We start from the raw sequence: 26,501 nt of genomic DNA on the forward strand, positions 1-26,501 counted from the left end.
TTCGACTGGGTCTGGCGGCGCTGTTGCGCAGGGTGGGCGTGGGGATGGCGGCAGGTGGTTGTCGGGCGAAGAAAGATGACAGAACGAGGAACCCGAGTTTGGTGCTGGCAAGGGTCGGGAGGTGTCGCGGCAGCGCAAAAATAACTGATTGTTTTTGTGACGAGGGAGCTTGCTCCCTCGCCACAAGGGTGGTGTTCACCAGAAAGTGCTCGGTTTACTGGACCAACTGGTTGATCTCGATAATCGGCAACAACACCGCCATGACGATCACCAGCACCACGCCGCCCATGATCACGATCATCAGCGGTTCCAGCAGTGCGGTCATGCCCATGGCCCGGCGTTCGATGTCGCGGGACAGGGTTTGCGCGGCGCGTTCGAGCATCGGTGGAAGGCAGCCAGTTTTCTCGCCACTGGCGATCAGGTGGATCAGCACCGGCGGGAAGACTTTTTCCACCCGCAACGCTGCGGCCAGGTTGACCCCTTCGCGAACCTTGGCTGTGGCATCGCTGACACTCAGGCTCAGCCGGTCGTTGGACAGGGTCTGGCGCGCCGCCTCCAGGGCCCGCAGCAACGGCACCCCGGCGCCGCCGAGAATCGCCAGGGTCGAGGCAAAGCGCGCGGTGTTGAGGCCCAGCACGAAGCGTCCGATCAGCGGCAGGCGCAGCACCCGCGCATGCCAGTTCAACCGCGCTGCCGGGTTGCGCAAGTACATGCGCCAACTCCAGAACCCACCGGCCAGCACGCCAAAACACAACCAGCCCCAGGCACGGATGAAGTCACTGGCGGTGAGCATCGCCACGGTCAGCCCGGGCAAGTCCTGCCGGGCCTGGGAGAACGCGCTGACCACCTGTGGCACCACATAGCTGAGGAGGAAAATCACAATAGCGATCGACACCAGCCCCACTACACCCGGATAGATAAACGCGGTAAGGATCTTGCCCCGCAGGTTGTTGCGCTCTTCGATGTAATCCGCCAGCCGCTCCATCACCTGGGCCAGGTCGCCGGACTCCTCGCCGGCGGCAATCAGCGCCCGGTAGATTTCCGGGAAGTCCCGTGGCCGCGCGGCCAGGGCTTCGGCCAGGCGCATGCCGCCGCGCACGTCGGCGCGCACTGCGCTGAGGGTCTGGGCGATGTGCTTGCGTTCGGCCTGCTCCACCGTGGCGCTTAATGCTGCCTCCAATGGCAGGCTCGCCCCCAACAGGCTCGCCAGTTGTCGGGTGGCCCAGGCCAGGTCGTTGTCCGAGAGTTTGGCGCTGAACAAGCCACCGCCATTGGCCTGCGTGGTATTGCGTTCGACCTGCACCTGCAACGCCGTCAGGCCGCGGCTGCGCAGCAGGTTGAAGGCCGCCCCCTGGCTGTCGGCTTCCAGGTGCCCGACCTCGATTTTTCCGGTGGCGTCAGCGGCCTCGAAACGGTAGCGATTCATCAGGCGTCCCGTGTCACGCGCAAGATTTCTTCAGGGGCGGTGGCGCCGCTGCGAACCCAACGTTCACCATCCTCGCGCATGCTGAACATGCCAGCCTGGCGGGCGGCCGCACGCAGGGCCTGCTCCCCTGCCCCTTGGTGGATAAGCGTGCGGATGTCATCGTCGATGCAGAACAATTCATGAATACCGGTGCGACCGCTGTAGCCGGTCTGGTTACAGGTCGGACAACCCACCGGGCGCCAGGTGCCGGGCGCTGCCGGATCGGCTTGTTTGCACTGCGGGCACAGCCTGCGAACCAGACGCTGGGCGAGCACGCCAAGCATCGACGAGGCCAGCAGGAACGGCTCGACGCCCATGTCGATCAGACGATTGACGGCCGACACCGCGTCATTGGTGTGCAACGTGGCCAGCACCAGGTGACCGGTAAGAGACGCCTGCACGGCAATTTGTGCGGTCTCCAGGTCGCGGATTTCCCCGATCATGATGATGTCCGGGTCCTGGCGCAGGATCGCGCGCAGGGCCAGGGCGAAGGTCATGTCGATCTTGGCGTTGACCTGGATCTGGCTGATGCCCGGCAGGTCGTATTCCACTGGATCTTCCACGGTGAGGATGTTGTGGACACTGGCGTCCAGACGAGCCAGGGCGGCGTAGAGGCTGGTGGTCTTGCCACTGCCGGTGGGGCCGGTGACCAGCACGATGCCGTGGGGCTGACGGATCAGGTGATCGAGCTTGCCCAGCACGTCCGGGTCCATCCCCAACGTTTCCAGTTGCAGGCGTCCAGCTTGCTTGTCCAGCAACCGCATCACCACCCGTTCGCCATGGCCGGTGGGCACCGTCGAGACACGGATGTCGATCGGTCGCCCGGCCACGCGCAAGGCGATGCGCCCGTCCTGGGGCAGGCGTTTTTCGGCGATGTCGAGCTGGGCCATGATCTTGATCCGCGACACCAGCGCGCCGTGCAGGGCCTTGCGTGGCGAAACCACGTCGCGCAGGGTGCCGTCGACCCGGTAGCGCACCACCGAATGGCTTTCGTAGGGCTCGATGTGAATGTCGCTGGCCTCGTCCCGTGCGGCCTGGGTCAGCAAGGCGTTGATCATGCGGATTACCGGCGCGCCGTCCTGGGTATCCAGTAGGTCGGTGATCTCGGGTATGTCCTGCATCAGCCGGTCGAGGTCCACCTCGTTCTCCGCCGCGCCCACCACGGCGGCGGCGCTGCCGGTGTCGGCGTAGGCCGTATTGAGCAACCCATCGAGTTCCTCGTCACGCACCCGCTCCAGGCGTACCTCGCCGAACTGGCGACGTACTTCACTGATGGACCAGCCCGGCGTGGACGGACACACCATCAACACCGCGCCGTCGTCGGACTGACGCAGTACCAGGCGCTGGGCCTTGGCCCAGGCGTATGGGAGGGTGTTCATGCTGACACCTCAGACCCAAGAAACACACATGTCCCCTGTGGGAGCGAGCTTGCTCGCAATAGCGGCGTGTCAGTTTGCATGAATGTTGACTGGGCTGCCGTCATCGCGAGCAAGCTCGCTCCCACAGGATGAGTGTTCATCAGCGAGCGCCTCCTTCGATCGGCACTGCCTTGATCACCGCCCTCGGCGTTTGCAAGCCAACCGGCGCCGCCCCCGGAATCGCCCGGGCCGAGGCCGGCAGTTGCGGCGCCTGCATGTCCGGCATCGCCCAACTGCGATCCGGTTGCAGCAGGCCTTGGGCGCGGCGCATGAAGTCGTAGCGGTTGAGGGTGATGCCGCGTCCCGCCGCCGTGTCGCGGATGATGTACGGCCGCAGGAACACCATCAGGTTGGTCTTGGTGATCTGCCGCCGCTCGTTGCGAAACAGCGCACCGACACCGGGGATGGTCGACAGCCACGGCACCGCGTCATTGCTCTGGCTGTAGCCGTCCTGCAGCAACCCACCGAGGACCATGATCTGCCCGTCGTCCAACAGGATGCTGGTGTCGATGGCGCGCTTGTTGGTGACAATCCCGGTGGTGCTCGAAGCGCGGTTGTCGACGCTGCTGACCTCTTGATAGATATCGAGCTTGACCGTGCCGCCCTCGGAAATTTGCGGCCGGACATTGAGCTTCAAGCCGACCTCTTCGCGGGTCACGGTCTGGAACGGGTTGTTGCTGGTGCCACCGCCACCGGTGACATAGCTGCCGCTGACAAACGGAATGGTCTGGCCGACAAAAATGCTCGCCGCTTCGTTGTCCAGGGTCAGTAGGTTCGGCGTCGACAACACATTGGTGCCGCCCTTGCTCTTCAACGCCCGGGCCAGGACCTTGAGGTCGAGGATCTTGCCGATGCCGGGAATGTCCACGGTGCCGTTGACCACACCGAGGTTCAGGCCCTGGGGCAGCACGTCGATGCTGGTCTTGCCATTGAGATTGAGCCCCGTGCCGCCGAGATTGACCCCACCGATCACGCCGCTGCCGCCCAGGTTACCGCTCTGCCATTGCACGCCGAACTCGCTGGCGTCGTCCTCGCCGACCTCGACGATCAAGCTCTCGATCACCACTTGGGCGCGGCGCTGGTCCAGCAGGTCGATGACTTCGCGCAGGTTGCGGTACAGCGGATCCGGCGCGGAGATCAGCAAGGTGTTGGTGGTGGCGTCGGCCTGGATGGTCACGCCGCCAGCGCTGAAGGCGGTGTTCTGCTCGTTCTGCGTCGAGGCGGAAGTCTGCCCGTTGCCGCTGCCCTGGGCGTAGCCGTTGCCGGTGGTCGAAGCACTGCCGCTGGTGGTGCTACTGCTGCCATCGCCGCTGCTGCCCTGCCCACTCTGGCCGCTGGTGCTGGCGCCCATGCCGCTGAGCACCGAACGGGCGTTGTCACTGCCCTCGCCTTCGCTTTCCCCAGTGAGCAAACCGCGCAGGGACTGGGCCAGTTTGCCGGCCTGGGCATTGCGCAAGTACACCACGTGCAGGTTGCTCGGGTTGTTCTGGGCGTTGTCGAGCTTGTAGATCAGGTTGCGCGCCAGCTCGGTGCGCTCGGGACTGCCGGCGCGGATGATGATGGAATTGGAACGCGGGTCACCGATCACGTTGATTTTCTGGGTCTGGTCGCCGCCCTGGGTTTCCAGCAAATCGGAAACCATCTGCGCGATGTCCACGGCGATGCCGTTGTGGATCGGCACCACATCGGTGTCGATGGCGCTGGGGGTATCGATGCCTTCGATGAGCTGCGCCACCCGTGACAGGTTCTCGGCATAGTCGGTGACGACAATGGTGTTGTTGCCCGGGTAGGCGTTGATCGGGTTGTTCGGCGACACGATCGGGCGCAGCACCGGGATCAGGTTCACCGCGTTTTCGTATTGCAAGCGGAAAGTGCGGGTCAGCATGCCGTTGCCGGCCGGTTTATCGGCGCTGTAGATCGGCCCGCCCAGCAGCTTGGCATCGGCCTCCGGCACCACCTGGGCCACGCCGCCAACGTCCACCACGCTGAAGCCTTGCATGCGCAGCGCGGCCAGCAGCATGTCGTAGGCCTGATGAGCCGGCACCTGGCCTTCGGACACCAGCGTCAGGTTGCCCTTGACCCGAGGGTCCACCAGAAACTGTTGGCCGGTGGAGCGGGACAAGGCCCGCACCACAGCCTGAATGTCGGCCTCGACAAAATTCAGGGTCACCGGTTGATCACCCAACGGATTGCTCGCCGAAGGACTGGCGCGAGGCGCGCGGGCCCGGGCGGTGAGATCGACCTGATGCCGCACCGCAGGTTTCTGTTCACGCAAGTCCTGGGCCCGTTGACGATCCAATAGCGCATCGCCGCTGCGCTGGGTACTGCCCAACGGAATGCCCAGCTCACTGTCCACCAACAACGGTGGCTGCGACGCTGGCGGCGTGCTGTTGCACGCGCTCAATGCAAGCAACAGCAACGGCGCGGCCTTGCGCCAATGACGTGGGTAGCTGGCACCCTTCATGAAGCTTCCTTAGCGCCTGGCGCCTGATTCATGCGAACGGTTCCGGACAGTGTGCCGGCGGTAATGTCAGTGTTTTCGGCGTTGCCAGAGGTGGCCGTGGCCGACCGTTGCAAACGGGCCTCGATCACTTCCAGGGAAAATTGTGCCGGGCTGCTCAACAGCCAGCCGATCACCCCGTCGGCCGGGGCGTCGGTGAAGGTCAGCTGCCAGGCGTTGGGGGGCTCGGCGCCTGGCGCCTGCAATTGGTAATGCGCATTCAGGCCACTGGCGTCGAGGGTCTGGCGCAGGGCTGCTTCAAGAGGTTGGCCCTGCGCCGGGCCGCCGATGTCGCGCAGCAGCACTTCCAGGGCTTCGGTCTGCGAGCGCAGCTTCGGGGTTTCGGTCTGCCAATAAGCGATGGTCTTGAGCGGCGGCTCGATCAGCGCCAGCCAGACCAGGCAACCGCCCAGTACCAGCGCCGCCAGGGCCACGGCACGTTGTTCGCGCACGGCCAGGCCCTGCCAGGACGTCCGGCAACGCGTGCGAAGGGTTTGCCAGCGCGCCCACAACAAGGCCAGGGATTGCTTATTCATCATCGGCTTCCGGGGTTTCGTCAGGGTTGTCCTGCGCACCCTGCCCGGCCGGCGCCACCCGCAGGGTCCAACCCTGGTCATTGGCCGCGACGTCGATACCGGCCTGGCCCAGGGGGATTTTCCAGGCATCTTCAGCAGCGTTTTTTTGTGCCTCGGCCACGACCTCCAGACGCAACTCACCGCTCTCGAACACCAGCGCCTGCAGGTTGCCGCCCATGAACGGCATGGCGCTGCCCGCCTGTTGCACCAGACTGGCGAAGCGCTGGGCCGGGTCGGCCGCCGTACCGTTCTGGCGCGCGCTGATTTGCTGGCGAGCCTGCTGCAAGGGGTTGAGAATCACCGGCAACTCCGGAAACGCCTGCTTCACCCGCTGGCTCATCTGCGCCTTGAGCCGCTGGCCCTGGGCCGCTTCACGGGCGGCGTAGAGATTCAGGCCAACGACCCACACCGCCAACGCCACCGTGCAGAGGGTCACCGCCCGGCCCCACCCGCCGCGCTCAGCGACGCCGTGCGCCAGGCCGGTGTGCAAGCCCCAGCCGGGGGCGACACCGGTCCAGCGCTGGGTGCCGGGCAAGGTCTCAACCGAGGCCGGCGGCGGCGACTCGCCGACCCAACGCAGCCCGGCGCCTGTCTGCAGCAACCATTCATCCAGTGCCCCGTCCAATAACGGTTGCACCACGGCGTGCTGCACGCTGTGGCGCACCAACAAGTGTCCGTCTTCGATGCAGGCCACCGGCCCGGACAGCACCGCTAAGGCATAGGACGCCGGGTATAGGCCGCGCAGATTCATCCCGGCCTGACGCAGCATCCGGCCCAGGGCATCGAGTGACTCCCGGTCCAGCCAGGCGATCTGCACCTGCCCGTCGGCACCGCGCGGGCTGTGGGCGACCTGCATGCGCTCACTGGCACCGAGCATCAGCGCCTGGGCCGCGCAATTCACCGCCGCGGTGATTTTCGCCGCCGGCAACAGCGGCAGTTCCAGGGTGGTCAGCAAGCTGTCACGGGGATGGAGGAAACATTCGACCCGCAGGTTCTTCCTCCCCTGACCGAGGGCCCGCAGGCTGCTGTGCCCTTCTTCACGAACCTGGCCCTGGCGATCCAGCCAGGCAAACGCCACCGGGCTGTCAAGGTTCAGACTGGCCAGCGGCGTCAGTGCTATGCGCAAAAGAGTCATACGCCCACCCGTGACCAGATCACCTGGGGCAAACGGTCCTGGCTGCGTTGCAGCAAAGCATCGATCTCCACCCGCCGTTGCCCGCTGCGCGCCTGGCCCCGCAGGCGGAACCAGTCGCTGGTGATACCGACCTTGACGGAGGTCATTTCCAGCTCGGGCATGCGCAGGCGATTGACGAAATCCCCACGATTGATAAACCAGTGGCCACCGTCTCGCTCGCGGACCAGCGCCTGGGCCCGTTGCAGCGACAGCCCCGGCACGTAGGCCGCCAGCACCGAGGCACTGGCGGTGTTGCCGTTGAGCCAGGTATTGGTCGGCAGAATCGTCACATAGGGCGCCAGGGTTTCCAGCAACGCCTCGGTGACCCCCTTGACGCCGCGCAGGTCTTGCAATGTGCGAAGCATGGGCCGTGTCGGTGCCAGTGGTGCATTGGAGGCGTCCGGCGAGGTGTCGCGGCCGCTGTCGAACGAATTGCTCACTGGCGCCTTGTCCGCCAGTTCCGGATTCAACACCCGCGGGTACGCAGCAATCACCCGCTCGACGATGCGCGCACGTACTGTCGCGGCGACGCCAAGCTGATCGCACAATCGTTCGAAGGCGCGTACCTGCTCCTGGTCCACCCGTTCATTGGCGACCAGGTTGCGCAGGTTGAATTTGCCTTGCTCGTCTTCCAACTGCCCTTCGAACGGCGTGTCGACCAGGTTCGAGCCTGGCATCACGATGGGGTTGGCCCACGGCTGGCCGAAGCGTGTCAGGGGGTCGCGCTGGCGGGCATCCGATAGCAACTGGCGACTCAATTGCAGGCCACCCTGCAACCGCGCCGTGCCCTGGATGCGCAGCTGCTCGGCTTCCAGGCTGCGGGTGAACAGGGTCTGGCGGGTGAGCATGCCGCCGGCGATCACCGCCACCACGGCGGCGATCAGCAAGGCACTGATGACCGCCATGCCGCGCTGCTTCGCCGCAGTGGGCGAATTCGTTCGCATCACGGCCCTTATAGCTGCCAGGAGCCAATGTCGGCATTCACGCCGTCGCCGTCAGGCTGGCCGTCGGCACCGAGGGAAAAGATATCGACTTCGCCATTGGCACCGGGGTTGAGGTAGTTATAGGGACGGCCCCATGGGTCGTTGGGCAGGCGTTCCAGGTAAGAGCGCCAGGTGCTGTTTTTGGCGTCGGCAGGTTTCTCCACCAGCACCTTGAGGCCCTGGTTCATGCTCGGGTAGCTGCCGTGATCCAGGCGGTAAAGCTTCAAGGCTTGCATCAGGCCGCCAATGTCCTGTTTCGCCGCCGTTGCCCGCGCCTGGTCGGGACGGTCGAGGACCTTGGGCACCACCATCGCCGCCAGGATACCGAGGATGACCACCACGACCATGATTTCGATCAGGGTGAAACCCCGCTGCCCGCGTGGGCCTTGGGAACGGGCGTTGTAACGGGCGATCTGCATCTCGACGGTCCTTCGCTGGATTCGATTCGAGGCGCAGTGTTGCAAGAAAATATGTCAGTGATATTGAAATTGCTCAGGAGCTTACGTCGTCAATCGGTCACGAACGTGGACTAGCCTTGGGGGCTGCCCCCGCCCATCGAGCCCGCGCCATGCCACGCCCTGCTCCGCAAGCCGGCTTCACCCTGATTGAAGTGCTGGTGGCACTGGCGATCATCGCCGTGGCCATGTCGGCAGCGGTGCGCGTGGCCGCGGTGATGACCCAGAGCAACGGCTTGTTGCGAGACAAATCCATCGCCCTGCTGGCGGCCCGTAGTCAACTGGCGCAGTTACGCCTGGAAGGACGTTTTGCCCAGGGTTCGAAAGTGTTCGACTGCGATCAGGGGCGGTTGCTGCTGCGTTGCGAACAGAACCTGCGCCCGGCGGAAAATGGCCGGATGTTGCGGGTTGAACTGACCGTGTCGGATCGCAGCCACGACGCACCGCCGTTGGCGCGATTGGAGACGTTGGTCAGCCGGGGAAAATAGCGGCTGAACACAACCCCTGTGGCGAGAGGATTTATTTGTGGGAGCAAGGCTTGCCCGCGGTGAAGACGACGCGGTCTGCGAGGAAACGAGGCGCCTGCATCGCGATCGCGGGCAAGCCTTGCTCCCACAGTGGGGCGGTGCGACGTTTCGCTAAATCCCCTCGCCACAGTTTTCAGCGGGTCAATGAGGGCAAAGCCACCGAATCCGGCAACCGTGCGAGCGCCAGCCGGGTCTGCTCGGTACCGCGCTCGATTACCACCGCCTGCGCCTCGATCGACACCAGCCGCACCCCTTGGGCCACCCGTTCACCCACCAGGAAACTGCGCGGTGGCCCGTCGTTGAGGCTGAGGATCGCCACCGCCCCACGGGCGCCGGCCATGACACCGCTGACCTTGATCCGCACCGGCGCCGGCTGGTTGGAAAACCACTGCAGCGCCGGGTTATCGGAACGCTCGGCCAGACGTTGCGGGGCGACGTCCGGGGTGCGGGACTCGGCGGATGTCAGCAACAGCGAAGACCAGGTCGCCACCCCGGCCAACGCCGCCAACAAGCCGAGTACCTGCACGATTTGCGCCGGGGACACACGCTCGATGAATGCCATGGCCTGAATCTCCTTTTTTATTCCAGCCACCAGCGTACGCGTCAATTCTCTCCGTTTTATTTCACATGCTTATCATCTTCACCGTGCAGGATGGTCCGACGCAAAGGAGCGCGCATGAACGTCGGCAAGCAACGCGGTTTCACCTTGATCGAATTGATGGTGGTGCTGGTGATCATCGGCATCGCCAGCGCCGCCGTGAGCCTGAGCATCAAGCCGGACCCATTGAAGTTGCTGCGCCAGGACGCCGGGCAATTGGTGCAACTCCTACAGCTGGCCCAGACCGAAGCCCGTACCGATGGCCGGCCGATTACCTGGCGCTGGGATGCCAAGGGATTTGCCTTCACCCGTCGCAACGATCATGGGGCTGGGCTGGATCGGTTCAAGGACGACCCGCAGCTACATCCGCGTCGCTGGCAGAGCCCATCGATGGAGATTCGTGTCGAGCCCAGGCAGCGGGTCGTGCTGAATGCCGAATGGATCGGTGAGCCCTTGCAGATCCGCCTGTCGGACGGCCAGAACAGCCTCAACGTGCAACGCAGTGCCGCCGGCCGGATGCAAATCCAATGAACGGCCGGCAGTCGGGTTTCACCTTGCTTGAAGTCATGGTGGCGATCCTGCTGATGGCGGTGGTCAGCCTGATCGCCTGGCGCGGGTTGGACAGCGTGACCCGGGCCGACACCCATCTGCAGGCCAGTACCGAACAGACCGAAGCCTTGCTGCGGGTGTTGAACCAACTGGAGCGCGACGTCGCCCTGCGCGCCAGCGTCGAGTTGAGCGAACCGGTAAAACCCGGGGGCGACGACGCCCCTTCAACCGCCCCACCCGCCCTCACCGTGCGCAGCACCGAGGGTCAAGGGTTCCGCCTGGACGTGATCCGCGTGGCCGCCACTCAGGAAGGCGAGCTGCAACGGGTTCGCTGGTGGCTCAAGGGCGACACCCTCTACCGCGCCCAAGGCCAGGCCCGCAGCCGCTACCCCTTGCCGGCACCCGGCGCGGGAGTGGCCGTGCTCAGTGAAGTCAGCGATGCAGGGCTGCGCTTCTGGGATCAGGAAAAAGGCTGGCGCAAACTCAGCGGCAACCGCCAGGAAAACCCGGCAGGCATCGAAATCAGCCTGAGTCGGCGGACACCCCAAGGCGTTGAAAAGTATCGGCAGGTGCTAGGGCCACTGGAGTAAGCCGAACCCTTCTGTCACGGTCAATGCATAACCCGTGTGGGAGCGAGCCTTCTCGCGACGAGGCCCACCCAGGCAACGTGAGTCTCAGCTCAACACCACCACCCCACCCGGCAACTCGGTGCATTTGGCGCCGTAGGCATCGCGGATCAGCAGCGCCACGCCCGCCAGTTGATCGAGACGGAAACGTGCCTGGACCTTGCGCAAGCCCAGTTCGCGATTGAGCAACAGCAACATGCCGGGCCGGTAGCGGTTGATTTCATCGATGACCCTGGCCAGGGTCGCGTCGTTGAACACCAGCACTTGATCGCGCCAGGCAACGGCTGCCGACACATCGGCATGCTGTGGGGTGCCGACCCGGCCAGTGTCGTAGGTCAATTGCATGCCCGGTTCCAGGCGAAAACTCTGGCCTTGCACTTGCACTTGCACGACGCCTTCCAGGCAGGTCGCGCAGACACTCTGGTCGGTATAACGAACGTTAAAACGTGCCCGGGCGGCACTGATCCAGCCGGCGCCGGCCTGGACGCTGACCGTCTGTGGGCTGCGCCCCTGCACTTCGATCTCACCGCTGAGCAATTCCAATCCTTGCCCACCATCGTTCAACGGAAGGCGGCTGAGGCGGGTCTGGGTGTTGAGTTCCAGGCTGATGCCATCCGCCAGTTCAACCCGGCGCTGTTCGCCGACTTCAGTGATGTAATCGGCTCCCAACCCTGAAACACCACCAGGCACCGTGGCCCGGATCAGCAGGAAACCGACCGACGCTGCAATCGCGCCGCCCAGCAACGCCCGCCGCCCGAAATGGCGCGGCGCCTGCAACGCCTGGGCCGCCGGTTGCAGCCCATGCCACAGCGCCTTGGCCTGTTCGAATGCCCGCGCATGCTCGGGGCTTTGCCCACACCACTGGCGCAAGGCCCGGGCATCGGCCACGGTGGCGCGTCCCGAGGTCAGCAGGATCAGCCAGTCGCGGGCCTCGCCATCCAGTCGGGCCTGGGGCGTGGCGTCAGGGGAAGTGATGCTGAAGATGTTCAAGCGCACACACACTCACAAAATGGTCTGGTCTCTACTCTCAAGACGGTTTTCCCGCGCCGGGACCGAACCGCTGAATGACTTTTCTTTCCAGGCGCTGGGCGCAATGTCCCAATGCAGCCTTGATTTCCTTCTCTACCATGCGCGTGGAAATGCCAAAGCGCTGGGAGATTTCCAGGTGTGGCGCTTCCTCCAGGCGCGCCGCGATGAAAATCCTGCGGCGCCGTGCCGGCAGCTCATACAAAGCCTTGAGCAGGACCTGCAGCTCCTTTTGCCCACCCACCACCCGGGCCGGATCCAGCGCTTCATCGGAGATCTGCAGCAACTCCTCGATTTCATCGCCAGTGAGCAGGCGCGCATCGGCTTGCCGACGGTCGGCGGCAATGTTCAGGGCCATGCGATACAAATAGGCGTTGGGCTGGGCAATGTCCGGCGTATCGCCCATCCGGTCGACCCGCAGGTAGGTTTCATGCAGCACATCGTTGGCCAGTTCCTCGGAGCCCAGGCGCCGGCGCAGACGCACCTTGAAATCCTCGTAAGAGGTGAGGAACAACTTGACCATCGGGCTGCGACCAGTGTCTTTCATCGCCCGGACACCCCTTCCCCTGCTGTGCATTCCATGCTTTTTCCTGATGAATCGGGTAACAAAAGCAGGGTCACCGGCTGGCGCAACGAACTGGGCGCCGGGCGGTCGATCCTGAGGTTTTGCAAGCTATTGACCAAGGCTCTGTCACGCATCAGATCGCCGGTGGAACTGACCAGGCGGCTGTGCTGGACCACGCCGTCGCGGCCGATCCACACTTGCAGCACTGCCCGAAAACTTCCCGGGCGGGTCAGCGGTGAACGACATAAGTTGCGTTGGATAACCGTCTGGATCGCTGCCGCGTAATTGCTGTCACTCAAGCTTGGGGTGACGCCGGGAGGCAGCGGTACCTCACGGACCCGCACCGGCTGCAACGTGAACGCATCCGCCCGGGCATAATGCGCCGCAAGCCCAGTGCCGCTGAGCAACACATTCAACCCTTGGGAGGGTGTGAATAGCCCCTGGACCCCCAGCGTGTGGCGCTGACTCGACAACCGGTGATCGACCAGCACCGCCATGCCCGTCGCACGACTGAACAACTCCAGTGCCGTGGTCAGTTCCTGGGGCGCGATGTCCAGATCCACCAGATCACCCGCCTGGATCGGCCCGGCCAACAGACACAACAACACCGTCAGCCACCCCAAGGGCGCCCTGGTCAATCCACGTCTGCGTCCGCCCCCGGCTTTGCCCTGCTGCACGACTGACGTATCCGTTGAAAACCGTCATCCTGAGGGGAGTTTATGAATGTCGTATGACAACTGATACAAATCCCCCGGGCCGCACTAGACTGATGCTCTGACAACGAACCGTCCGCTGTGACGGGCCAGGAGGTCGGTGATGAAACAGTGGATGAGAATGACGGCAGGCCTCGGACTGCTCCTGGCCCTGCCCTGGGCCCAGGGCGAAGAGGCGCCGGCGTGTATCGAGGTGACGGTTGGCGGCTACAAGACCCCGGACTACAACTGCCTGAGCCGGCAGATGGGCAACGACCCACAAGCGGCGGCGGCCGCGCAACGGGCACAGGACGCCTTGAATGTACCCGTCAACGAACGCGCGCCAAACAGCATCGGCCTGGCGACCCCGGCGGCCACCAGCGTGCGCATGGGCAATACCTTTGGGACGTCGGTCAAGCCGCAAAGGCCGCCGGTTCCGGCTAACAATTCACCGTTGCCCAAATGACGGTTCTGCCTCTGTGGCGAGGGAGCTTGCTCCCTCGCCACAGGAACGCATTCAGGCTGGATGAATGAACATCAGCCACCAGGACTCTGGCGAAAACTCACCGCCAGCCGGTTCCAACTGTTGATGGTGCTGATCGCCAGGGTCAGGTCCACCAGTTCCTCTTCGCTGAACTCGGCACGGGCCTGGGCATAGATCTCATCCGGCACCTGGCTTTCGGCCAACAGCGTCACCGCCTCGGTCCAGGCCAGGGCGGCGCGTTCGCGAGGCGTAAAAAAGCCGCTGTCGCGCCATACCGCCACGGCGTAAAGGCGCCGCTCGGTCTCGCCCAGGCGGCGCGCATCCACCGAATGCATGTCAGTGCAGAAGGCGCAGCCATTGAGTTGCGAGGCGCGGATCTTGATCAGGTGCAGCAGCGCCGCTTCGATACTCAAGCGACTCGTCAGAGCTTCCAGGCCGATCATGGCTTTCATCGCCCCGGGGGACGCACTGTAGTAATCCAGACGCGGGCTCATGGCTGGGCTCCGTGGCGATTGGGACCTTCACGGTAGGCCTTGGGGTCGGTGAGCGACAGGTCCAATTCGTCGAAAAAACCGGGGCCAACGTGCACAAGACCAATGGACGGGATTTCCTCCACGCAACTTCTATGCAGTCGCACAATGCAGGTAATCTTGCGCCTTTGACGCTTGCCGCCAAACAGGAGCCTGCGGGTATGGAACTTCATGTTGTCATCAACGGCCGCAAGGACCTGGCGGGCCAGTTGTATCAACAATTACGCAGCGCCATCGAAAGCGGTCGCCTGGCCGCCGGCACGCAACTGCCGCCCAGCCGCTTGCTCGCCGAACAACTGGGCATCTCGCGCAAGACCGTTTCCGACACCTATGCGCAACTGACCTACGAAAACTTCCTCACCGGCATCATCGGCAAAGGCACCTACGTCAATGCACGACCTGCCAGGAACGTGCGAAAACAAAGCCACCACGAGCTGGCCGGAGCCGATGTCGTCGAAGCCTGGCGCAACATGCCGGACCTGATGCGTCATCCCACCCTTGAAGGTGCGCTACGTTACGACTTCATCGGTGGCGCCATCGGCAAGGGCCAGTTTCCCCTGGATGACTGGCGCCGCTGCACCGCCCATGCCCTGCGCCAGATCGCCAGCGCCAAGGGCTTCTACAGCCAGCCCGAAGGCTTGCCGGCGTTGCGCAATGCCATCGCCCGGCACATCGCGTTTTCCCGCGGGGTCAATTGCCAGGACGCTGACGTGGTGGTGTGCAACGGCGCGCAACAGGCCCTGGACCTGATCTCGCGGGTGTTGACCCGTCCTGGCAGTCTGGTCGCCATGGAAGATCCGGGTTATCCGCCGGCGCGACTGCTGTTTGGCTCCCACGGCGCCACGGTGGCCGGGGTGCCGGTGGATGAGCAAGGCATGCGCGTGGAGCTGATCCCTGACGGTACGCGGCTGATTTATGTGACGCCTTCCCACCAGTTCCCCTTGGGCATGCCCATGAGCCAGGCCCGCCGCGAGGCTTTGCTGGCGCGGGCCTACGAGTTGGGGGCGATCATCATCGAAGACGATTACGACAGCGAATTCCGCTACGAAGGTCGGCCCGCCGACTCGCTGCAGAGCATGGACGAGCGCGGGATCGTGGCGTACGTCGGGACCTTTTCCAAGACCCTGCTGCCAGAGCTGCGCCTCGGCTACGCGATCCTGCCACCGGCAATTCTCGAAGCGGTGATCCTGGCCAAACGCCTTACCGACCAGCACACCTCCACCCTGCCCCAATGGGCGCTGGCCAAGTTCATCGCCGAAGGCTGCCTGCTCAAGCATATCCGCCGCTGCCATACCCTGTATGCCGGTCGGCGTGAGCGGATCCTGGCACGCATGGCCGGGGACTTGTCGCCCTGGTTCGAGGCCGTGCCCACCACGGCGGGCTTTCACATGGCAGTGCTGTGCAAGGTGCCAATCGACCTGGCCCTGGTGATCGAGCTGGCGAAAAAAGCCGAAGTCGGGCTCTACAGCCTCGCTGGTTTTTTCAACGATACCCCGGTGCGACCGGGTCTGTTCTTCGGTTTCGGTGCCATCGAAATCCTCGACATCGACATCGCCCTCGACCGCTTGCGGGACATTTTGCAGCAGGTCGCCTGAGCGATTGGACTGGGCATTTATCCGCCCATTGGCTGTTTGAGCCTCGCCCCGACAGGCCTATCCTGCACGGGTGTCGTTGAATGTTGAGCAACCCCCATTCGACTTGATTCAGGAGCCTGAACAATGTCTCGCCAAGTGATCAATACCGTCCAGGTGCAGGCCGCCGCCGGGCGCTCGGAAGAACTGGGCCGGCAGTTGCAGCAAATCGTCGAGACCCTGCGTGCACAGCCGGGGTGCGATGCCTACATGGTCGACCGTTGCCCGGAGGATGGCGACCGCTGGAACGTCAGCGCCCGCTGGCAATCGGAAGCGGCGATGCAAGCCCACTTCAACTGCCCCGAGGTGCAGGGCTTTATCGGCCTGATCGACAACCGCCTGGCCCGCAGTGTCGACTTCAACAGCTGACACCCCGAGCCCGTAGGAGCTGCCGAGTGCAACGAGGCTGCGATCTTGTCCAATCCAATTGAATCTCAAGCGAAAGATCAAAAGATCGCAGCCTTCGGCAGCTCCTACAGGGGGTTACCTTTCGAGTTTGGTGGATCGCGGCATTGGTCTACCCGCCTTCCGAAAGATTGGACGTTTGTTTGCCTCAACGTGGGGCTTAGGGTGACTTCATCATCGCGGCAACGCGAACTCACTCAAAAAACCCACGAAGGTAACCTGCCATGAAAGCCCTCTATCTGATCGCCGCCCTCAGCCTGCTGCCCATCACCCACATCTACGCCCACGAAGCCGCGCCCTCGGAGAAGGTCAACGTGTTGCAGGAGCAGATGTTGAAAAACGCTCCCGGGAAAAAGGCCATGATGCTGACCGTCGACTACGCCCCCGGCCAGTCGTCCATCGCCCACAAACATGAGGGCACGGCCATGGCCTATGTACTGGAAGGCGCCATCACCTCACAGGTCAAGGGCGAGCCGGCGATCACCTACAAGGCGGGGGAATTCTGGTACGAAGCCGCGGGGTCCGAGCACCTGGTTTCGAAAAACGCCAGCGCGACCGAACCGGCGAAGTTGCTGGTATTCATGGTGATGGGCAAGGATGAAGCGGTGTTGATTCCGCTGAAAAACTGACCAGCCACACCGCTACGCCTCTGTGGGAGTATCTTTACCTAAGGAGCAACTGCACCAATAAAAAAGCCCCGCATCTCTCAATGCGGGGCTTTTTTATTCAACGCCGGATCAGTTGGCCGTTACGACCGCCTGACCACTCATTGCCAGGTCCAGCAATTCGCGGTTGGCGACCGCGTACATGGCGTAGTCGGTGCCGCTGGCGGCACGGATGTCCACCAGCATCGCGCGCCAGCGCTCGACCATGCTGTGATGCTGCTCCAGCCACAGCGCCAGGCGGGTTTCCACCTCCTGGCTACCGTCACCCTCCTGCAGGACCGAGATGGTGATCGCCCGTTGCTGCCAGTCGACGTCATCGCGGAACGCTTCGCGGGCCAGGGCCTGCCAGTTGTTTTCCACCGGCAGAGCGCTGATCTGTTGCAGGTACCAGGTAATGTCCAGGGCGCTGCCGACGGCGAAGTAAGCCTTGGCCACATCGGCGGCGTTCTGGCCGGTCACGTCGGACGCCTCGATGATCGGCAGCAAGGTGTACAGGTGCGTGGTGCCTGCAACCATGCGCGCCAGCAGCTCAGGCACGCCGGCCGCCACGTAGGCCTGGTAACGGGTCTGCCAGCCTTCGCGGGTCGGGCCTTCCAGCAGTTCGTCGAGCTTGAGGCCCAACGCCGCCAGGTGCGGACCGAAGTGCGCGACGTCACGGGCAGCGTTCTGCTCGTTGCGACGGCTGCGCAGGAACCAGCGCGTGGCGCGACGGCCCAGGCGCATCAGCTCGTCCATCAGCTCCAGTTGCACGTCGGCCGAGACCTGATGGTCCAGCGCTTCGATCTGCCGGAACCAGTGCGGGAGATGGAAGATATCGCGCACGATCACATAGGCACCGGCCACGTTCGCCGGGCTCATGCCCGTAGACTCCTTGAGCCTTTGAACGAAGGTGATGCCCATGTGGTTGACCAGGTCGTTGGCAATCTGGGTGCTGACGATCTCGCGCTTCAGGCGATGGCGACGCATGGCCTCGGAGAACTGGTTCACCAGCGTCGGCGGGAACGCGGTTTCCATGTCACGGGTCAGGTAATCGTCGTCCGGTACCAGGGAGTTGAGCAGCGCTTCCTTGAGGTCGATCTTGCTGTAGGAGATCAGCACCGACAGTTCGGCACGGGTCAGGCCATGGCCCGCCGCGACACGCTCAGTCAGCTGTTCTTCGGTCGGCAGGAACTCGATGGCGCGGTCCAGCTTGCCCCGGGCTTCCAGGTCGTTCATCAGGCGCTTGTATTCGGCGATCCGCACGAAGGCGCGACGGGCCGCCAGGGACAGGGCCTGGGTCTGCTTGTAGTTGTTGCCCAACACCAGGCCACCGACTTCGTCGGTCATGCTCGCCAGCAACTGGTTGCGTTGCTTGTCGGTCATGTCACCGGCCTGCACCACTTCGTTGAGCAGGATCTTGATGTTCACTTCGTGGTCGGAGCAGTCCACGCCGCCAGCGTTATCGATGAAGTCGGTGTTGGAACCGCCGCCATTGAGGCCGAACTCGACGCGACCCAGCTGGGTCATGCCCAGGTTGCCGCCCTCGCCCACCACTTTGCAGCGCAGTTCGTTGCCATTCACCCGCAGTGCATCGTTGGCCTTGTCGCCGACATCGGCGTGGCTTTCGCTGCTGGCCTTGACGTAGGTACCGATACCGCCGTTCCACAACAGATCCACCGGTGCCTTGAGCAAGGCATTGAGCAGTTCGGTCGGGGTCAGTTTGTCGGCCTTGATGTCGAAGCGCTCTTTCATCTGCGGCGAGATGGCGATGCTCTTGGCGCTACGCGAGAAGATCCCGCCGCCTTCGGACATGATGCTGGCGTCGTAGTCGGTCCAGGCCGAACGCGGCAAATCGAACAGACGCTTGCGCTCGGCAAAGCTGCTGGCGGGCTCCGGGTTCGGGTCGATGAAGATGTGCAAGTGGTTGAAGGCCGCGACCAGTTGCAGCTTGTCGGACATCAACAAGCCGTTGCCGAACACGTCGCCGGCCATGTCGCCGACACCCACCACGGTGATGCTGTCTTCCTGGACATTGATGCCGCGCTCGCGGAAGTGACGCTGAACGCCCACCCACGCGCCCTTGGCGGTGATGCCCATTTTCTTGTGATCGTAGCCGGCCGAACCGCCGGAGGCGAACGCATCGCCCAGCCAGAAGCCGTAGTCGATGGCGATGCCGTTGGCGATGTCGGAGAAGGTCGCAGTGCCTTTGTCCGCCGCCACTACCAGGTACGGGTCATCGTCGTCATGCCGCACAACGTTGGCCGGCGGCACCAGCGCGCCGTCCTTGAGGTTGTCGGTGATGTCCAGCAGGCCCGAAATGAAGATGCGATAGCAGGCGATACCCTCGGCCGCGATCTCGTCCCGGCTGCCGCCCAGCGGCAGGCGACGTGGCAGGAAACCGCCCTTGGCGCCCACCGGCACGATCACCGAGTTCTTCACTTGCTGGGCCTTCACCAGGCCGAGCACTTCAGTGCGGTAGTCTTCTTCACGGTCGGACCAGCGCAGGCCGCCGCGAGCAACGTTGCCGAAGCGCAAGTGCACGCCTTCGACCCGTGGCGAGTAGACGAAGATCTCGAACTTGGGCACCGGTTTCGGCAGTTCCGGGATCAGGTGCGGGTTGAACTTGAAGCTGAAGTAGGACTTGTTCTGGCCGTTGGCGTCGGTCTGGTAGAAGTTGGTCCGCAGAGTCGCCTTGATCAGGTCCAGGTAGCGACGCAGGATGCGGTCTTCGTTGAGCACCTGGACGTCGTCCAGCGCCGTGAGGATCGCCTGTTCCAGACGCAACTGCTTGTCTTCCAGGTCATCGCCGCTGAGTTTGCGCGCCAGGTAGAAGCGGGTCTTGAACAACCGGGTCAACTCGCGAGCGATGTCGGTGTGGTTGTTCAGGGTGCTGGCGATGTAACCCAGGTCAAAGCCCAGGCGGATCTGCTTCAGGTAACGGGCGTAGGCACGCAGCAGCGCGACGTCACGCCATGGCAGGCCGGCGGTCAGCACCAGGCGGTTGAACGCATCGTTCTCGGCATCGCCACGCACGATGTGGACGAAGGCGTCCTGCAACGTGTCGTTGAGCTGCTGGATGTCCAGGTCCAGGCCTTCGGCGGCGGTGAACGCGAAGTCATGAATCCAGAATTCGCGGCCATTGGTGTGGCGCAGGCGGTACGGGAACTCGCCCAGCACGCGCAGGCCGAGGTTTTCCAGGATCGGCAGGACGTCGGACAGCGCCAGCGGCGTGTCGGCGTGATACAGCTTGCAATGCAACTCGCGCTGGCCGGATACCTGGCCCAGCGGCTGGTAGAAGCTCATCACCAGCGGATTCTTTTCGCTCAGGCTCAGCAGGTGCTGCATGTCGACCACGGCCGAGTGCGCGGCAAAACGCTCACGGTAGCCGGCCGGGAAGCCTTTCGGGAAATCCGACAGCACGTTGGTGCCCTGGGCTTCGCCGAAGCTTTCGATCACCAGGTTGGCGTAGTCGTCCTTCCAGCTGCGGCAGGCCTGCACCACTTCTTTTTCCAGCAGGACCGGATCGATGTCGAGACGGTTCTTCGGGTCCACCCGCAGAATCAACTGCACGCGGGCCAGCACGGATTCGGAGAAGAAGGTCCAGAACTCGCAATCCGAGGCCTTCAGGCGATCCATCAGCACTTGCTGGATCTTCTGGCGCACTTCGGTGGAATAGATGTCCCGCGGCACGTAGGCCAGGCAGTAGCAGAAACGGCCATACGGGTCTTTGCGCAGGAACACACGGATCTTGTTGCGTTCCTGGATCTGCACGATGGACATGACGGTGCTGAACAGCTCGTCCACCGGGGTCTGGAACAGGTCGTCACGGGGCAGCACTTCGACCACCTGGGCCAATTCCTTGCCCAGGTGCGCCTTGGCCTGGAAGCCCGAACGACGCTCGACTTCCTCGACCTTGCGACGGATGTACGGGATGACCCGCACGCTCTCGCCATACACCGAGGAGGTGTACAGGCCCATGAAGCGGCATTCCTTGACGACCTTGCCATTGGCGTCGATCACGCGGATCGACACGTAGTCCGGGTAGGCCGGACGGTGTACGCGGCTCGGGTGCGCGGCCTTGGCGAACGACAGCAGGGTCGGTTCGCGCAGGTAGTTGACGGCGTAGTCTTCGATGCGCAGGTCATCGGCGGTGAGGCCGGCGCGCAGCAGTTTGGTCAGGCCGAGGAACGAATCGGGGTTGTATTCGATGTGGCCGCCATCGGCTTCATCACGCACCACGAACTCTTCGTAGCCGAGGAAGGTGAAGTGGTTGCCCACCAGCCATTCCAGGAAGCTCTTGATTTCGCTTTTTTCGTCGGCATCGATGGCATAGGCGCTTTCGTCCAGGCCGATCAGGATTTCCTGGACCTTGGCTTTCATCGGCTCGAAATCAGCCACCGCCACCCGCACTTCGCCCAGCACTTGCTCAAGTTCCTTGCTCAGGACATTGAGTTCGGCGGCGTTGGCGCAGCGGTCGATTTCCAGGTACATCAACGACTCTTGCAGGATGTCGTCGCCCTGGGTGCCCTTTGGCAGGATTTCCAGCAACTCGCCCTTGCTGCCGCGACGCACGCTCAGCACGGTGGTTTGCAGGGTATGGATGCTGTAGCCGCGACGGTTCAGTTCGGTACGGACCGAATCCACCAGGAACGGCAGGTCATGGTGCAGCACTTCCACGGCCGTGTGGGTCGACTGCCAGCCGTGGCGTTCGTAATCGGGGTTGTAGACACGCACCTGCGGTTGCGCGTGATCGAAGCGCTCAAGCAGGCGCCAGGCAGACAGGGTGCAGCCGGCGAGGTCGGACAACCGGCGCTGGGTGAGTTCATCGAGGGAAATGATGCCGAAGAATTGTTCAGCGAACAGCGCCACTTGTGGCAGTGCCTGTTCACTGATGTGCTGCGCCAGTGCCGCTTGCAGTTGATGCTGGAAGTCGGCTTTGCTGGCTGCGGTGAAGAACGCCATCTGTGGTACTCCGCTTGGGCTTGTTATTGATGAAAGCGTCGCGTGCAACCCCTTGCGGGGCTGTCGGCCATCCCGTTCCTGATTCTCGGGCAGAGGAAACAGGATGACAGGTGGGTGAAGCTGGACGCGACCCGCAGGTCACATCCGTTTCCATGTAATTTCATGTCATGGGCACCTGCAAAAAGCACCTCGGGGTGGCCTTTGCAGGTGCACATCCGTTGCGCAGCTTAACGAGTGCGACAATATGCCTGCTTGCGGCGCTGCGACATATTCGGTCATCGGCAAGCTAAACCGGCCCGTGTTCATCGAACAACCCTAGCAGCCCAGGGGCCAAACGGCACCTGGCAGGGTGAAATCGCAGCCAGATTGCGGTAATCCAGCGCAAAGTCTTCCAGGCTGGCAAAATCCACTTTTTTCGGCTCATCGAGCCAGGAGCCCATCACCATGCAAATGACCACCGCCCTGCTGATCGCCAACCCGTGCGACGAAGAAGAAGACAACATCGCCATGCTCTGCTGCCACAGCGCCCAGGGCGAAATGTTCCTGATGACCCGCTACCCCGACGAAGACGAACTGGAAATCGCCCTCGATGGCGAGCCTTCGACGCTCGATGGCGTGAAAGTCACCCTCAGCCCTACCCGCCTGCTGATTGAAATTGCAGCGGCCGATGCCGATGCGCTCAATGGCGACGATGTACTGGAAATCACCCATGACACCGATGCGGCGGATCTGGTGGAAGTGGAACTGACGTTGCAGAACATCCTCAAGGGGACGGGCACCTATATAAGCCAGCTCTGATTCCAAAGGCGATAGCTCCCCTGTGGCGAGGGAGCTTGTTCCCGCTCGACAGCTCCTACACCTATAGCTCCCTCGCCACAGGTTCAGTGCATCAGCGCCTATTCGTCTTTCTGCACGAGATTGCCATCGGCGTCATAGACCAGGTACTCGTCACTATTACTCGGATCCCTCACGTAGTAACGGGCTTCATTGCCGTTATCCGGCACCTTCAGGCTGGTGTAGGAACCCAATTCCTTGATCAACTTGTTGGTTTGACTGATCAGGACCAGCCCGGAACCACCGCCGGCCCGGATGGCCGCTGCGTAACGGGTCTGGAACGCGTTGATCTGGGTGTAATCCAGTGGGACCTGCAACGTGCCCGCCAGGTCGATGGCACCGTAGCTGCCATTGCGCCCGACCACCGCCATGCCGTTGGAAAACGGCGCCACCTCGTCATACGGCAATTTGATGGGTAGCCGCGCGCCCTGGCGATTGATAAAAGCGAATTTCCTGCTTTTAGTGTCCTGCACCAGTAACGGTTGCTGCCCCACGAATCGACCTATCACGTTATAACCCTGAAGATTGATCCGTTTACCTTCCAGGTCGAAAACGTCCTGTCGGCTCCGATCGGCGGAGCTGGTGTAAAGGAAACCCTCGCTGTGCTCGATCCCCGAGAATTGCGTCGGCAGGATTTCCTTGCCATCCAGGGTATAGGCACCGTACAGGCCTTCCATGACATCGGTTCGCTTGCCGAGACGGGCGATGAACACATTGTCGGTCACGGTGGGGTTGACGAACTTCATCGGTAATATGAAACGATGACTCCTGGCGTCGTAAAGCCCATAAGGTCCGTTGGTTTCCCGTTCCACCAACAGCAGGCCATTGCTCAACGCCTCGGTGATGTATTCGAACGGCAGGTCCACGAGCTTGTTGCTGCCGGCGGGAAAATAGGCGAGTTGGCTGCGCAACGCCTGTCCGTCCGACTCGGGGTCGCTGGATTTTTCCGGGGTAAACAACGTGTAGGTATCGGCCATCAGGCTATCTTGCACCTGCACCCAACGGGGTTTGATCACCCACTGGCCGGCCTGATCGATGAAGCCATAGCGCTCGGCGCTCCGGTCCAGAGCGATGTAACGCGCTTGTTCCGCGAGGACGTTGTCGACCTGGGTGAACTCAACGGTGTTGTCTTCCAGCGGATCAAGTACATGAATGACGATGCGCTGCGGGGTAGCCTCGAAGTGGTAGTCGGCCTCGGTGTTCTTCAGCGGCCCCACCCCGGTGACAAGCGCCTGGGTCACCTGCTCCAGCCGCTGCTGCACAGCCTGACCGGTCTTGAGCTGCGCGAGATCCTTCTTGGTCTCGAGCAGCGCAGCGTGATAGTCACGCAACGCCGCAATGTCCTCGTCCGAGGGGAAGGAACGAGTGTTGTTCCCGTTGCTGTAGAGCGCCTTGCCCGCCTCGGTCACCCCTTGCACCACCAAGGTCGACGTTTTCAGCGTACTCAGCCGCAATGAGGCGCTGTCATCACCCAGGGCCGTGAGCTGGAAAGATTGACCGTCGTCCAGGGCAACCTTGGGGTGGTCCTTGTCCAGAACGACTTTCTTGAACCCCGGGTAGCTGCGGTAAGCGATCGTCAGGCCGAGACTGGCCAAGGGTTTGTTGACCGAAAGTGCGATCGTTTCACGGGGCGACAGTATCTCGTCCGACTCAATCTGGGTCGGCGCCGTGAGATCGGCAAAGTTTTTTTCGCTGCCGTCGCGAAAACGCAGGCGCTCCGGCCGGTACTGCGCAGCCACCGGCTCATCCGGCGTGGCCGCGCGCTTCCAGAGCGGATCAAGGCTGCTGGTATCGAGCCTCACTTCGGAACCATCGGCAAACAGCTTCTGGGCGAAACGCAGGTCCTGGACCGACGCCAGTGCGGTTTTCAGCTGCGCACTGGTGAACGGGACAAACAGTTCCTCGTATTGCAACGCCTGCTCGCTGGCCGGCTCGGTTGCGCCAATAGTCAGGCTCAATTGCGCGTCCATGACCAGCGCCAACGACCTGAGGCTGTCACCCGTGTCATGGATCAAGTAATTCAAGCGCTTTTCCACCTCGGGCAGCGCCAGCGTACCGATGTCTTCTATACCGCCTTCGTTCATGTCCTCGGCGCTAAAGCCTTCATCTGCCGGTGCACCGTCCGGGCGAAGCAGGTAGTAGGCCGTACAGCCCAGGATTAACAGAGTCACACTCAGTATCGACAGCAATCTCAAACGAGGCTGGGTAAAGTTCATAAGGGCTTCGGTAGTCAAAGGGCCGGGAAATGCAGGCAGCTAAGCACACGGCCTTGCGCTCTGCAAATCGCCTGGACGGTGCTGATCTGGCGCTTCACAGCAGGAGCCACATGACCTCTGCACCGGCTGTTTGACTGAGACGAGCCATCGTCGTCGCTCTAGTGTCGGGAATCCCGTTACGGCTGAGACACAAGGAGTGATCGGCGCCTAAGTGTTCGCACGGATGTATCCCGAGAGCATCTTCATCAAGATCTCCCGGGGCAAGGTGGTGGATGAAGCCGGGCGCAGTTTTTGTGGCGAGGGGATTTATCCCCGCTGGGCTGCGCCGAGCTTGCTCGCGATAGCGGTGGGTCAGGCTGCATTGAGGTTGAATGTGCCGCCGTCATCGCGAGCAAGCTCAGCTCCCACACTGGTCTGGGGCATTCATAGAATCGTTGCTCACCCAAGATCCCCTGTGGGAGCGAGCTTGCTCGCGAAGGCTTAGTGTCAGGCAACCTTTTCATCGACTGACACACCGCTTTCGCGAGCAAGCCCGCTCCCACAATGAATCCAAGTCGATCACAATTCCGCATGCCAGACAAAATCCCGTTAGTCGCCACACCCCGCCATGCATTAAAGTAACGACCCCAGCCCCGGCGTTATCCGAACGCCCGGGGCCACCCTTTCCAGGAACAGTCACCGATGGAACATCGTGAAGCGCTGCTTGCGCTGCGAACCTTTCTTTCAACGCAGATTCTCGGCCAGGAAAAACTCATCGAGCGCCTGCTCATCGCCCTGCTCGCCGACGGCCACATGTTGGTGGAAGGCGCGCCGGGGCTTGCCAAGACCAAGGCCATCAAAGAGTTGGCCGAGGGCATCGAAGCGCAATTCCATCGCATCCAGTTCACCCCCGACCTGCTGCCTGCCGACATCACCGGCACGGAAATCTATCGCCCGGAAACCGGCAGTTTCGTGTTCCAGCAGGGGCCGATTTTCCACAACCTGGTGCTGGCGGACGAAATCAACCGCGCCCCGGCCAAGGTCCAGTCGGCCTTGCTCGAAGCCATGGCCGAGCGGCAGGTCAGCGTCGGGCGCAGCACCTATGAACTGTCGCCGCTGTTCCTGGTAATGGCCACGCAGAACCCGATCGAGCAGGAAGGCACCTACCCGCTGCCCGAAGCCCAGCTCGACCGCTTCCTGATGCACGTCAAGATCGGCTTCCCGGACGCGGCGGTGGAGCGCCGCATCCTGCAGCAGGCCCGGGGTGAAGCGCTGAACGGCGAAACCAAGCCCGAACGCCGCGTCAGCCAGCAGGCGATTTTCTCCGCGCGCAAGGAAATCCTCGGTTTGTACATGGCCGATGCCGTGGAGGAATACTTGGTGCAACTGGTCATGGCCACCCGCACACCGGCCAAGTTCGACCCGGAGATGGCCGAGTGGATCGCCTATGGCGCCAGCCCGCGGGGCTCCATCGCCCTGGACCGTTGCGCCCGTGCCCACGCCTGGTTGGCCGGACGCGACTTCGTCAGCCCGGAAGATATCCAGGCCGTGCTATTCGACGTGCTGCGCCATCGCATCATCCTGTCGTTCGAAGCCGAAGCCGCCGGCATCGACCAGGACCGGGTCGTGCAGCGGATTCTCGACGTCGTCGCTGTCGCTTGAG

At 62.9% G+C, this 26,501-nt stretch carries 23 protein-coding genes and 1 pseudogene; 10 read left to right on the forward strand and 14 right to left on the reverse strand.

The genetic code is table 11. The annotated features are described in order from the left end of the window. Window positions 1–214 precede the first annotated feature (214 nt). The 7 genes from gspF to gspG form a co-directional block, all read right to left on the reverse strand. Window positions 215–1,426, reverse strand: a complete 1,212-nt coding sequence (gspF, locus tag ACWNZ1_RS05640; RefSeq protein WP_135845115.1) for a type II secretion system inner membrane protein GspF — start codon at window positions 1,424–1,426, stop codon at window positions 215–217. Further along, window positions 1,426–2,844: a type II secretion system ATPase GspE gene (gspE, locus tag ACWNZ1_RS05645; RefSeq protein ID WP_135845114.1), complete on the reverse strand. Its 1,419-nt coding sequence runs from the start codon at window positions 2,842–2,844 to the stop codon at window positions 1,426–1,428. Before gspE ends, gspF begins: the two co-directional genes overlap by 1 nt. 139 nt (window positions 2,845–2,983) lie before the next feature. Beyond that, window positions 2,984–5,347 (reverse strand): type II secretion system secretin GspD, encoded by a 2,364-nt coding sequence (gspD, locus tag ACWNZ1_RS05650; RefSeq protein ID WP_256452725.1) that lies wholly within the window; start codon window positions 5,345–5,347, stop codon window positions 2,984–2,986. Continuing rightward, window positions 5,344–5,919, reverse strand: a complete 576-nt coding sequence (gene gspM / locus ACWNZ1_RS05655) for a type II secretion system protein GspM (protein ID WP_456027471.1) — start codon at window positions 5,917–5,919, stop codon at window positions 5,344–5,346. Before gspM ends, gspD begins: the two co-directional genes overlap by 4 nt. Continuing rightward, window positions 5,912–7,093: a type II secretion system protein GspL gene (gene gspL / locus ACWNZ1_RS05660; protein ID WP_456027472.1), complete on the reverse strand. Its 1,182-nt coding sequence runs from the start codon at window positions 7,091–7,093 to the stop codon at window positions 5,912–5,914. The genes gspM and gspL overlap by 8 nt, the downstream gene beginning before the upstream one ends. Further along, entirely contained in the window at window positions 7,090–8,076 is a 987-nt protein-coding gene (gspK, locus tag ACWNZ1_RS05665; RefSeq protein WP_456027473.1) for a type II secretion system minor pseudopilin GspK, read from the reverse strand. The genes gspL and gspK overlap by 4 nt, the downstream gene beginning before the upstream one ends. An 8-nt stretch (window positions 8,077–8,084) precedes the next feature. Next, the gene (gene gspG / locus ACWNZ1_RS05670) at window positions 8,085–8,534 is read right to left on the reverse strand and encodes a type II secretion system major pseudopilin GspG (protein ID WP_046062736.1); all 450 of its coding nucleotides are present in this window, start codon (window positions 8,532–8,534) and stop codon (window positions 8,085–8,087) included. 149 nt (window positions 8,535–8,683) lie between these two features. Between gspG and gspI the strand changes: the two genes are divergently transcribed. Next, a complete protein-coding gene (gspI, locus tag ACWNZ1_RS05675) occupies window positions 8,684–9,058 on the forward strand; it encodes a type II secretion system minor pseudopilin GspI (RefSeq protein ID WP_135845109.1) in 375 nt (124 codons plus the stop codon). A gap of 172 nt (window positions 9,059–9,230) precedes the next feature. Here the strand turns inward: gspI and ACWNZ1_RS05680 are convergent, their stop codons facing one another. Next, window positions 9,231–9,659 (reverse strand): type II secretion system protein N, encoded by a 429-nt coding sequence (locus tag ACWNZ1_RS05680; RefSeq protein WP_135845108.1) that lies wholly within the window; start codon window positions 9,657–9,659, stop codon window positions 9,231–9,233. A 114-nt stretch (window positions 9,660–9,773) separates the two neighbouring features. Between ACWNZ1_RS05680 and gspH the strand changes: the two genes are divergently transcribed. After that, the gene (gspH, locus tag ACWNZ1_RS05685) at window positions 9,774–10,226 is read left to right on the forward strand and encodes a type II secretion system minor pseudopilin GspH (protein ID WP_135845107.1); all 453 of its coding nucleotides are present in this window, start codon (window positions 9,774–9,776) and stop codon (window positions 10,224–10,226) included. Then, the gene (locus ACWNZ1_RS05690) at window positions 10,223–10,834 is read left to right on the forward strand and encodes a type II secretion system protein GspJ (protein WP_256452721.1); all 612 of its coding nucleotides are present in this window, start codon (window positions 10,223–10,225) and stop codon (window positions 10,832–10,834) included. Before gspH ends, ACWNZ1_RS05690 begins: the two co-directional genes overlap by 4 nt. Window positions 10,835–10,918: 84 nt before the next feature. Here the strand turns inward: ACWNZ1_RS05690 and ACWNZ1_RS05695 are convergent, their stop codons facing one another. Genes ACWNZ1_RS05695 through ACWNZ1_RS05705 form a run of 3 tightly spaced genes read right to left on the reverse strand, consistent with a single transcriptional unit; the run spans window position 10,919 to window position 13,084 of the window. Further along, on the reverse strand, window positions 10,919–11,860 hold the full coding sequence (locus tag ACWNZ1_RS05695) for a FecR family protein (protein WP_256454395.1): 942 nt from the start codon (window positions 11,858–11,860) through the stop codon (window positions 10,919–10,921). 37 nt (window positions 11,861–11,897) lie between these two features. After that, entirely contained in the window at window positions 11,898–12,443 is a 546-nt protein-coding gene (locus tag ACWNZ1_RS05700; protein WP_135845105.1) for a sigma-70 family RNA polymerase sigma factor, read from the reverse strand. Beyond that, entirely contained in the window at window positions 12,440–13,084 is a 645-nt protein-coding gene (locus tag ACWNZ1_RS05705; RefSeq protein ID WP_406550167.1) for a TonB C-terminal domain-containing protein, read from the reverse strand. The genes ACWNZ1_RS05700 and ACWNZ1_RS05705 overlap by 4 nt, the downstream gene beginning before the upstream one ends. 193 nt (window positions 13,085–13,277) lie before the next feature. Between ACWNZ1_RS05705 and ACWNZ1_RS05710 the strand changes: the two genes are divergently transcribed. Beyond that, window positions 13,278–13,619: a hypothetical protein gene (locus tag ACWNZ1_RS05710; protein ID WP_256452720.1), complete on the forward strand. Its 342-nt coding sequence runs from the start codon at window positions 13,278–13,280 to the stop codon at window positions 13,617–13,619. A 71-nt stretch (window positions 13,620–13,690) separates the two neighbouring features. On the opposite strand, the gene ACWNZ1_RS05715 is transcribed toward ACWNZ1_RS05710, so the two are convergent. Then, window positions 13,691–14,131 (reverse strand): carboxymuconolactone decarboxylase family protein, encoded by a 441-nt coding sequence (locus tag ACWNZ1_RS05715; protein WP_135845103.1) that lies wholly within the window; start codon window positions 14,129–14,131, stop codon window positions 13,691–13,693. Between the two features lie 197 nt (window positions 14,132–14,328). Here ACWNZ1_RS05715 and pdxR point away from each other — a divergent pair, with 197 nt between their 5' ends. The 3 genes from pdxR to ACWNZ1_RS05730 all read left to right on the forward strand — a co-directional run bounded on the left by pdxR (window position 14,329) and on the right by ACWNZ1_RS05730 (window position 16,832). Then, window positions 14,329–15,762 carry a MocR-like pyridoxine biosynthesis transcription factor PdxR gene (pdxR, locus tag ACWNZ1_RS05720; RefSeq protein WP_135845102.1) on the forward strand — a complete coding sequence of 478 codons (1,434 nt, stop codon included), beginning with the start codon at window positions 14,329–14,331 and terminating at the stop codon, window positions 15,760–15,762. A gap of 123 nt (window positions 15,763–15,885) precedes the next feature. Then, entirely contained in the window at window positions 15,886–16,167 is a 282-nt protein-coding gene (locus ACWNZ1_RS05725) for an antibiotic biosynthesis monooxygenase family protein (protein ID WP_135845101.1), read from the forward strand. Window positions 16,168–16,427: 260 nt separating this feature from the next. Beyond that, window positions 16,428–16,832: a cupin domain-containing protein gene (locus tag ACWNZ1_RS05730; RefSeq protein WP_135845100.1), complete on the forward strand. Its 405-nt coding sequence runs from the start codon at window positions 16,428–16,430 to the stop codon at window positions 16,830–16,832. 108 nt (window positions 16,833–16,940) lie between these two features. On the opposite strand, the gene ACWNZ1_RS05735 is transcribed toward ACWNZ1_RS05730, so the two are convergent. After that, window positions 16,941–21,809 (reverse strand): NAD-glutamate dehydrogenase, encoded by a 4,869-nt coding sequence (locus ACWNZ1_RS05735; RefSeq protein ID WP_135845099.1) that lies wholly within the window; start codon window positions 21,807–21,809, stop codon window positions 16,941–16,943. A 444-nt stretch (window positions 21,810–22,253) separates the two neighbouring features. On the opposite strand from ACWNZ1_RS05735, the gene ACWNZ1_RS05740 reads away from it, so the two are divergent. After that, window positions 22,254–22,607, forward strand: coding sequence for a hypothetical protein (locus ACWNZ1_RS05740; RefSeq protein ID WP_256452718.1), 354 nt, complete (start codon window positions 22,254–22,256; stop codon window positions 22,605–22,607). A gap of 98 nt (window positions 22,608–22,705) precedes the next feature. Here ACWNZ1_RS05740 and ACWNZ1_RS05745 read toward each other — a convergent pair whose 3' ends face one another. Beyond that, window positions 22,706–24,859 carry a WG repeat-containing protein gene (locus tag ACWNZ1_RS05745; protein ID WP_320109836.1) on the reverse strand — a complete coding sequence of 718 codons (2,154 nt, stop codon included), beginning with the start codon at window positions 24,857–24,859 and terminating at the stop codon, window positions 22,706–22,708. A gap of 172 nt (window positions 24,860–25,031) precedes the next feature. Between ACWNZ1_RS05745 and ACWNZ1_RS05750 the strand changes: the two are divergent. Together ACWNZ1_RS05750 and ACWNZ1_RS05755 are read left to right on the forward strand one after the other, a co-directional pair. Continuing rightward, a pseudogene (locus ACWNZ1_RS05750) lies at window positions 25,032–25,139 on the forward strand (NAD(P)-dependent oxidoreductase); the annotation flags it as partial. A gap of 401 nt (window positions 25,140–25,540) precedes the next feature. Next, complete coding sequence (locus tag ACWNZ1_RS05755) at window positions 25,541–26,500, forward strand: AAA family ATPase (RefSeq protein WP_025213310.1); 960 nt, start codon at window positions 25,541–25,543, stop codon at window positions 26,498–26,500. The last annotated feature ends 1 nt before the right edge of the window (window position 26,501 follow it).

The organism is Pseudomonas sp. CFBP 5748 (genome assembly GCF_053850495.1).

Coding starts and splice junctions, on each gene's coding strand:
- ACWNZ1_RS05680 (WP_135845108.1), bottom strand. CDS start 9,659: ATGGCATTCATCGAGCGTGTGTCCCCGGCGCAAATCGTGCAGGTACTC.
- ACWNZ1_RS05735 (WP_135845099.1), bottom strand. CDS start 21,809: ATGGCGTTCTTCACCGCAGCCAGCAAAGCCGACTTCCAGCATCAACTG.
- gspM (WP_456027471.1), bottom strand. CDS start 5,919: ATGAATAAGCAATCCCTGGCCTTGTTGTGGGCGCGCTGGCAAACCCTT.
- gspF (WP_135845115.1), bottom strand. CDS start 1,426: ATGAATCGCTACCGTTTCGAGGCCGCTGACGCCACCGGAAAAATCGAG.
- gspD (WP_256452725.1), bottom strand. CDS start 5,347: ATGAAGGGTGCCAGCTACCCACGTCATTGGCGCAAGGCCGCGCCGTTG.
- ACWNZ1_RS05725 (WP_135845101.1), top strand. CDS start 15,886: ATGTCTCGCCAAGTGATCAATACCGTCCAGGTGCAGGCCGCCGCCGGG.
- ACWNZ1_RS05745 (WP_320109836.1), bottom strand. CDS start 24,859: ATGAACTTTACCCAGCCTCGTTTGAGATTGCTGTCGATACTGAGTGTG.
- pdxR (WP_135845102.1), top strand. CDS start 14,329: ATGGAACTTCATGTTGTCATCAACGGCCGCAAGGACCTGGCGGGCCAG.
- gspK (WP_456027473.1), bottom strand. CDS start 8,076: ATGCGAACGAATTCGCCCACTGCGGCGAAGCAGCGCGGCATGGCGGTC.
- ACWNZ1_RS05690 (WP_256452721.1), top strand. CDS start 10,223: ATGAACGGCCGGCAGTCGGGTTTCACCTTGCTTGAAGTCATGGTGGCG.
- ACWNZ1_RS05700 (WP_135845105.1), bottom strand. CDS start 12,443: ATGAAAGACACTGGTCGCAGCCCGATGGTCAAGTTGTTCCTCACCTCT.
- ACWNZ1_RS05730 (WP_135845100.1), top strand. CDS start 16,428: ATGAAAGCCCTCTATCTGATCGCCGCCCTCAGCCTGCTGCCCATCACC.
- gspL (WP_456027472.1), bottom strand. CDS start 7,093: ATGACTCTTTTGCGCATAGCACTGACGCCGCTGGCCAGTCTGAACCTT.
- ACWNZ1_RS05715 (WP_135845103.1), bottom strand. CDS start 14,131: ATGAGCCCGCGTCTGGATTACTACAGTGCGTCCCCCGGGGCGATGAAA.
- ACWNZ1_RS05740 (WP_256452718.1), top strand. CDS start 22,254: ATGCAAATGACCACCGCCCTGCTGATCGCCAACCCGTGCGACGAAGAA.
- gspG (WP_046062736.1), bottom strand. CDS start 8,534: ATGCAGATCGCCCGTTACAACGCCCGTTCCCAAGGCCCACGCGGGCAG.
- gspH (WP_135845107.1), top strand. CDS start 9,774: ATGAACGTCGGCAAGCAACGCGGTTTCACCTTGATCGAATTGATGGTG.
- ACWNZ1_RS05755 (WP_025213310.1), top strand. CDS start 25,541: ATGGAACATCGTGAAGCGCTGCTTGCGCTGCGAACCTTTCTTTCAACG.
- gspI (WP_135845109.1), top strand. CDS start 8,684: ATGCCACGCCCTGCTCCGCAAGCCGGCTTCACCCTGATTGAAGTGCTG.
- gspE (WP_135845114.1), bottom strand. CDS start 2,844: ATGAACACCCTCCCATACGCCTGGGCCAAGGCCCAGCGCCTGGTACTG.
- ACWNZ1_RS05710 (WP_256452720.1), top strand. CDS start 13,278: ATGAAACAGTGGATGAGAATGACGGCAGGCCTCGGACTGCTCCTGGCC.